We start from the raw sequence: 4,629 nt of genomic DNA on the forward strand, positions 1-4,629 counted from the left end.
GGGCTCATCGCTGGTTTCCGAGAAACTCCCGATACAACCGCGCGGTATTCCCCGGCTGCTCAACCATCGGCATATGCCCCACGCCGTCCCACACCTCGACCCGCAGATTGGCGACGCCTTTGCTCCAGATCGGCACGCTGCTTACGTCGATCAAGCGATCCTTGCGGCCCCACAGCAGCAGCGCCGGGCATTTGATGTCGGCCAGTTTCGGCTCCATCGGCGGGCTGGCGCGAAAGTCGCGGAATATCTCTACCAGCTCATCACGCTGGCGCTCGTAACGCTGGGCGATGGCGTCCAGCACCAGTCCGGGCACCCAAGGTGGTGAGGCCATGGTCATCGCATAAAATTGCCGGAATTCTTCCCGGGAGTTGATCAGGAACGGGTTGTGCCCACGGGCCAGATGACGCTCCATGTCGCTGGCCTCCGGCGCGGTGACGCCGGCCGGGTCGATCAATGCCACCGAGGCAATGCGATCCGGATACGTCGCTGCCAGCCACGCCGCGATGTAGCCGCCCATCGAGTTGCCGATCACATGCACCTTCTCCACACCGCAAACGTCAAGCAGCTGGATCATGCGCTTGGCCTGCAGTGGGATGTCATAACCGCCACCCGCCTTGAAGCCGGTTTCTCCATGACCGGCCAGGTCCGGGATGATTACCCGGTACTGACGGACAAAGTGCCTGGCGAAGCGCAGCCACAGGTTTTTTTCGGCGCTGAAGCCGTGCAGCATCAGAATCGCACTGGCCGCTTCATAGGGGCCACCTTGCCAGGTCGACACCGTCATTTCGGCAATCGGCACTTCGATTTTATGCAGCTTGTATAACTTGGCCTCGAGCGCTGTGCTCAGGTCATACAGCCAATGCCCGACCGCCGGGTAACTCAACCAGCTCCAGGCCACGAAAACCGCGAGAGCGACAAACAGCACAAGCATCGACGTCTTCCTTTTACGTGTTCAGGACAGAATGTGGTCAGCCGGTTTCAGTGCCCGGGTCAACCGGTAGTAACTGAAACTGAAGCCCGGAAATATCGCGATCACATGACCGCTCTTGCTCTGATACCAACTGTGACAGCCGCCGGACTTCCACACCGTGCGCTCCATCTCACGGTGGATCATTGCAGTGTAGGTACGTTCCGCTTCGGGACGCACTTCGATGCTGCGCAGATCTTTGGCCTGGAGGGTGCGGATGCAGTCGAGGATGTAGTTCATCTGCGCCTCGATGATGAACAGTGCCGAGGTATGGCCGATGCCGGTGTTCGGGCCGGTGACGATAAACAGGTTGGGAAAGTCCGGCAGGCTGGTGCCCAGGTAGGCGCGAGGATACTGCGCCCAGACATCCTTGAGTTGCACGCCGTGCTTGCCGGTGACCGGGTAGGAGACCACGCCGTCGGTGGCGTCGTAGCCGGTAGACCACACAATCAGGTCGACCTCGATGTGCTGGCCGTCCTGAGTGACGATGCCGGTTTCGTCGAGCGCGGCGATGCCTTGTTCGCGGCTGTGCAACGTGACGTTGGGCCGGGTCAGCGCCGGGTAATACGTACTGGAGAGCAGGATGCGCTTGCAGCCGATGGTGAAGTCCGGGGTGAGTTTTGCGCGCAGTACCGGGTCCGGCACCTGTTGCTTGAGAAAACGCAGCGCCTGACGCTGAACCAGGTGAATCGCCGGTTTCGAGTATTTGAAGGCGATCACCCGGGTTTCGAATTGCCAGTAGAGCAGCCAGCGCAGCAGCTTGTACGCCGGTTTGACACCCAGCAACCAGCGTTGAAATCGTCCGAAGCTGCGATCAGCGCGAGGCAGCACCCAATGCGGCGTGCGCTGGAACACGTGCAATTGTTCGACTTGGGGAGCAATCGCCGGAATCACCTGCGCGGCACTGGCGCCGCTGCCGACGATCGCTACGCGTTTACCTTTGTAGTTGTAGCTGTGATCCCAATTATTTGTATGAAAAGTCTTGCCCTGAAAGCGATCCAGGCCAGGGAAGGGTGGGATTACCGGCTGGCTCAGCGGGCCGCTGGCGTTGATCACGAACTGCGCATGGAAGATTCCGTTGCTGGTGCGCACCGCCCAGCGCTTTTCGGCGTCCTCCCATTCGATGCGTTCGACATTGGTTTGCAGTTCCACGCGTTCGCGCAGGCCGAAGTGTTCGATGACGTGTTCGGTGTAGCGGTGCAGTTCGGCCTGGGCGGCGAACATCTGTGTCCAGGGAAATGGCGCGAAGGACAGCGAGTACAGCGGCGACGGCACGTCTACCGCCGCACCGGGATAGGTGTTCTGGCACCAGGTGCCGCCGAAGAAATCCCTTCGTTCCAGCAGGCGAAAATCGTCGATTCCGGCCTTGAGCAAGTTGACCGCCGCACATTGGCCGCCAAATCCGCTGCCGATGATCAACACTCGGTAGGTGTGCATGGGCCTCCTTCTTATAGTTGTTTTTCCGTTTTGATCCTTTCAGGTATAGCTAAATATTTGCCGGGTGGGAGCGGGTGTGCTCCGTGTGGTGTTCCGATGGGTGCGGAGTGTCAGATACGGGGATGTCTACTGAACTGCCGCCTTCGCGAGCAAGCTCGCTCCCACAGTTGAGTGAGTGAAGGCGCGGGGCTGGTCGGTGATGGCTATTTAGCGGCTGACTGTTAGACTTCCAGCACATCCGTCTGAGGGTGTGCGCAGGTTCCGTTGAGTGGTCGAGGCCCTTATGCGAAAAAAGGGGGGAAAGGGACTTTCACTGGCCAGGAGGCTTTATACATCGCGAACCCTCGGGCTGGCGCTGGGGCTGTTGTGCGTGAGCGTGGCGATGTACCCGCTCGATCCGCCACTGTGGGTCTGGGCGCTGATGCTGTTCAACGGCCTGCTCTGGCCGCATCTGGCGTTTCAATGGGCTCGTCGTGCCAGCGTTCCTTACCATGCGGAACACCGCAATCTGTTGGTTGATGCATTTATGGGCGGCTTCTGGGTCGCCGCCATGCAGTTCAATCCGCTGCCCAGTGCTACCACCATTTCGATGATGGCGATGAATAACGTCGCCATCGGCGGCTTGCGTTTTCTCGCCGCGGGCCTGGCGGCGCAGATCCTCGGTATCGGCGTCGGCCTGGTGGTGTTCGCCCCGGCGTTCATTCCGCAAACTTCGCCGTTGCAGCTGTATGCCTGCCTGCCGTTGCTGATGCTGTATCCGTTGGCGCTGGGCTGGATCTGCTTTCGCCAGGCCTACACTTTGGGGCTGCACAAACGTGAGTTGCTGGCGCTGAGCCGCACCGACAGCCTCACCGGATTGCTCAATCACGGGGCCTGGAAAGATCAACTGGACATCGAATTTCAACGCTGCCGCCGGCAGAAGCAGGGCGCGGCGATTGCGTTGATCGACATCGATCATTTCAAGGCGATCAACGACACCTACGGTCATGTGGCCGGCGATATCGTGCTGCGGCAGTTGAGCAAGATGCTCAAACACAACCTGCGTGCGGCGGATGTTGCCGGGCGCTACGGTGGTGACGAGTTCTGTGTGATCCTGCCAGACTTGCCGCTGTTCAATGCCGCCCAGGCCATGGAGGCCCTGCGCGAGCGTTTCGCCACCCTGGGATACGAGCAGAACCCGGCGCTCAAGGTCAGTCTGAGCATTGGCATTGCCGCTTACGACCCGAGCCACGGCGACGCGACCCGTTGGCTCAATGATGCCGATCAGGCGCTGTACGAAGCCAAGGCGACCGGGCGCAATCGGGTGATCTGCAACAGTGACGACCTGCCGAAGCAGGAACTGCTCGATTCGGTCTGACTGCTCGCCACAATTCCCTGTGGGACCGGGCTTGCTCGCGAAGGCATTCCGTCAGTGGCATTGATGTCGGCTGACACTCCGCTTTCGCGAGCAGGCTCGCTCCCACAGTGTTCGGTGTCGGCGGCTCAGGTGTCGCATCCGGTATAGAGCCTTGCGCCGATGTCAGGTACGGTTTGATTCCCCCCGACGCGAAACAAGGATCGATTCATGACGTTCTCATTTCCCCGCTCCCTGCTGGCCGCCAGCCTCGGCCTGTCCCTCGCCCTCAGCGCTGCCGGCGCCTTCGCCGAACCGCACAAGCAAGTGCTGGCCGACGCCGAACAGTATCAGCCCGAAGCCCTGAAACTGCTGGAACGGTTGGTCAACACCGACTCCGGTTCCGGTGATGAATCGGGCCTGAAGCAAGTCAGCGAGATCGCCATCGATGAGCTGAAAAAACTTGGTGCCACCATCGAGCTGGTGCCCAACACCCCGGAAAAATCCAATCACGTGCTGGCCACTTTCAAAGGCACCGGCAAGGCCAAGATCCTTTTGATGGCGCACATGGACACGGTGTTCAAGGAAGGCTCCGCCACCGAGCGGCCGTTCCGCATCAAGGACGGTCGTGCCTACGGGCCGGGGGTGATGGACGACAAGGGCGGCATCGTCGCCGGTATCTACGCGCTGAAGATCCTCAAGAATCTGGACTTCAAGGACTATGCGCAAATCACCTTCCTGCTCGACGCCAGCGAAGAAACCGGTTCGGACGTCGCCACCGACCTGATCAAGAAAACCGCCAAGGCCCACGACGTGACCCTCAACCTCGAACCGGGGCGTCCGGCCGATGGCCTGGTGGTGTGGCGCAAGGGCAGCGCGACGGCGCTGGTCG

The 4,629-nt window shown here is 60.5% G+C and carries 4 protein-coding genes; 2 read left to right on the forward strand and 2 right to left on the reverse strand.

What is annotated here, in order from left to right:
• Nucleotides 1-4: 4 nt before the first annotated feature.
• On the reverse strand, nt 5-931 hold the full coding sequence (locus DBR18_RS19615) for an alpha/beta fold hydrolase (RefSeq protein ID WP_108591543.1): 927 nt from the start codon (nt 929-931) through the stop codon (nt 5-7).
• Between the two features lie 21 nt (nt 932-952).
• Nucleotides 953-2,404 (reverse strand): NAD(P)/FAD-dependent oxidoreductase, encoded by a 1,452-nt coding sequence (locus DBR18_RS19620; RefSeq protein WP_108591544.1) that lies wholly within the window; start codon nt 2,402-2,404, stop codon nt 953-955.
• Between the two features lie 283 nt (nt 2,405-2,687).
• On the opposite strand from DBR18_RS19620, the gene DBR18_RS19625 reads away from it, so the two are divergent.
• Nucleotides 2,688-3,761: a diguanylate cyclase gene (locus DBR18_RS19625; protein WP_108591545.1), complete on the forward strand. Its 1,074-nt coding sequence runs from the start codon at nt 2,688-2,690 to the stop codon at nt 3,759-3,761.
• A gap of 207 nt (nt 3,762-3,968) precedes the next feature.
• On the forward strand, nt 3,969-4,629 hold a 661-nt coding region (locus DBR18_RS29505), incomplete at its 3' end, for a M20/M25/M40 family metallo-hydrolase (RefSeq protein ID WP_256588801.1).

Source organism: Pseudomonas sp. HMWF021, from assembly GCF_003061005.1.
Lineage (GTDB): Bacteria > Pseudomonadota > Gammaproteobacteria > Pseudomonadales > Pseudomonadaceae > Aquipseudomonas.

What these genes read in the sequence shown, in the direction of transcription:
- DBR18_RS19620 (WP_108591544.1), bottom strand. Translation starts at nt 2,404, where the DNA reads ATGCACACCTACCGAGTGTTGATCATCGGCAGCGGATTTGGCGGCCAA.
- DBR18_RS19615 (WP_108591543.1), bottom strand. Translation starts at nt 931, where the DNA reads ATGCTTGTGCTGTTTGTCGCTCTCGCGGTTTTCGTGGCCTGGAGCTGG.
- DBR18_RS19625 (WP_108591545.1), top strand. Translation starts at nt 2,688, where the DNA reads ATGCGAAAAAAGGGGGGAAAGGGACTTTCACTGGCCAGGAGGCTTTAT.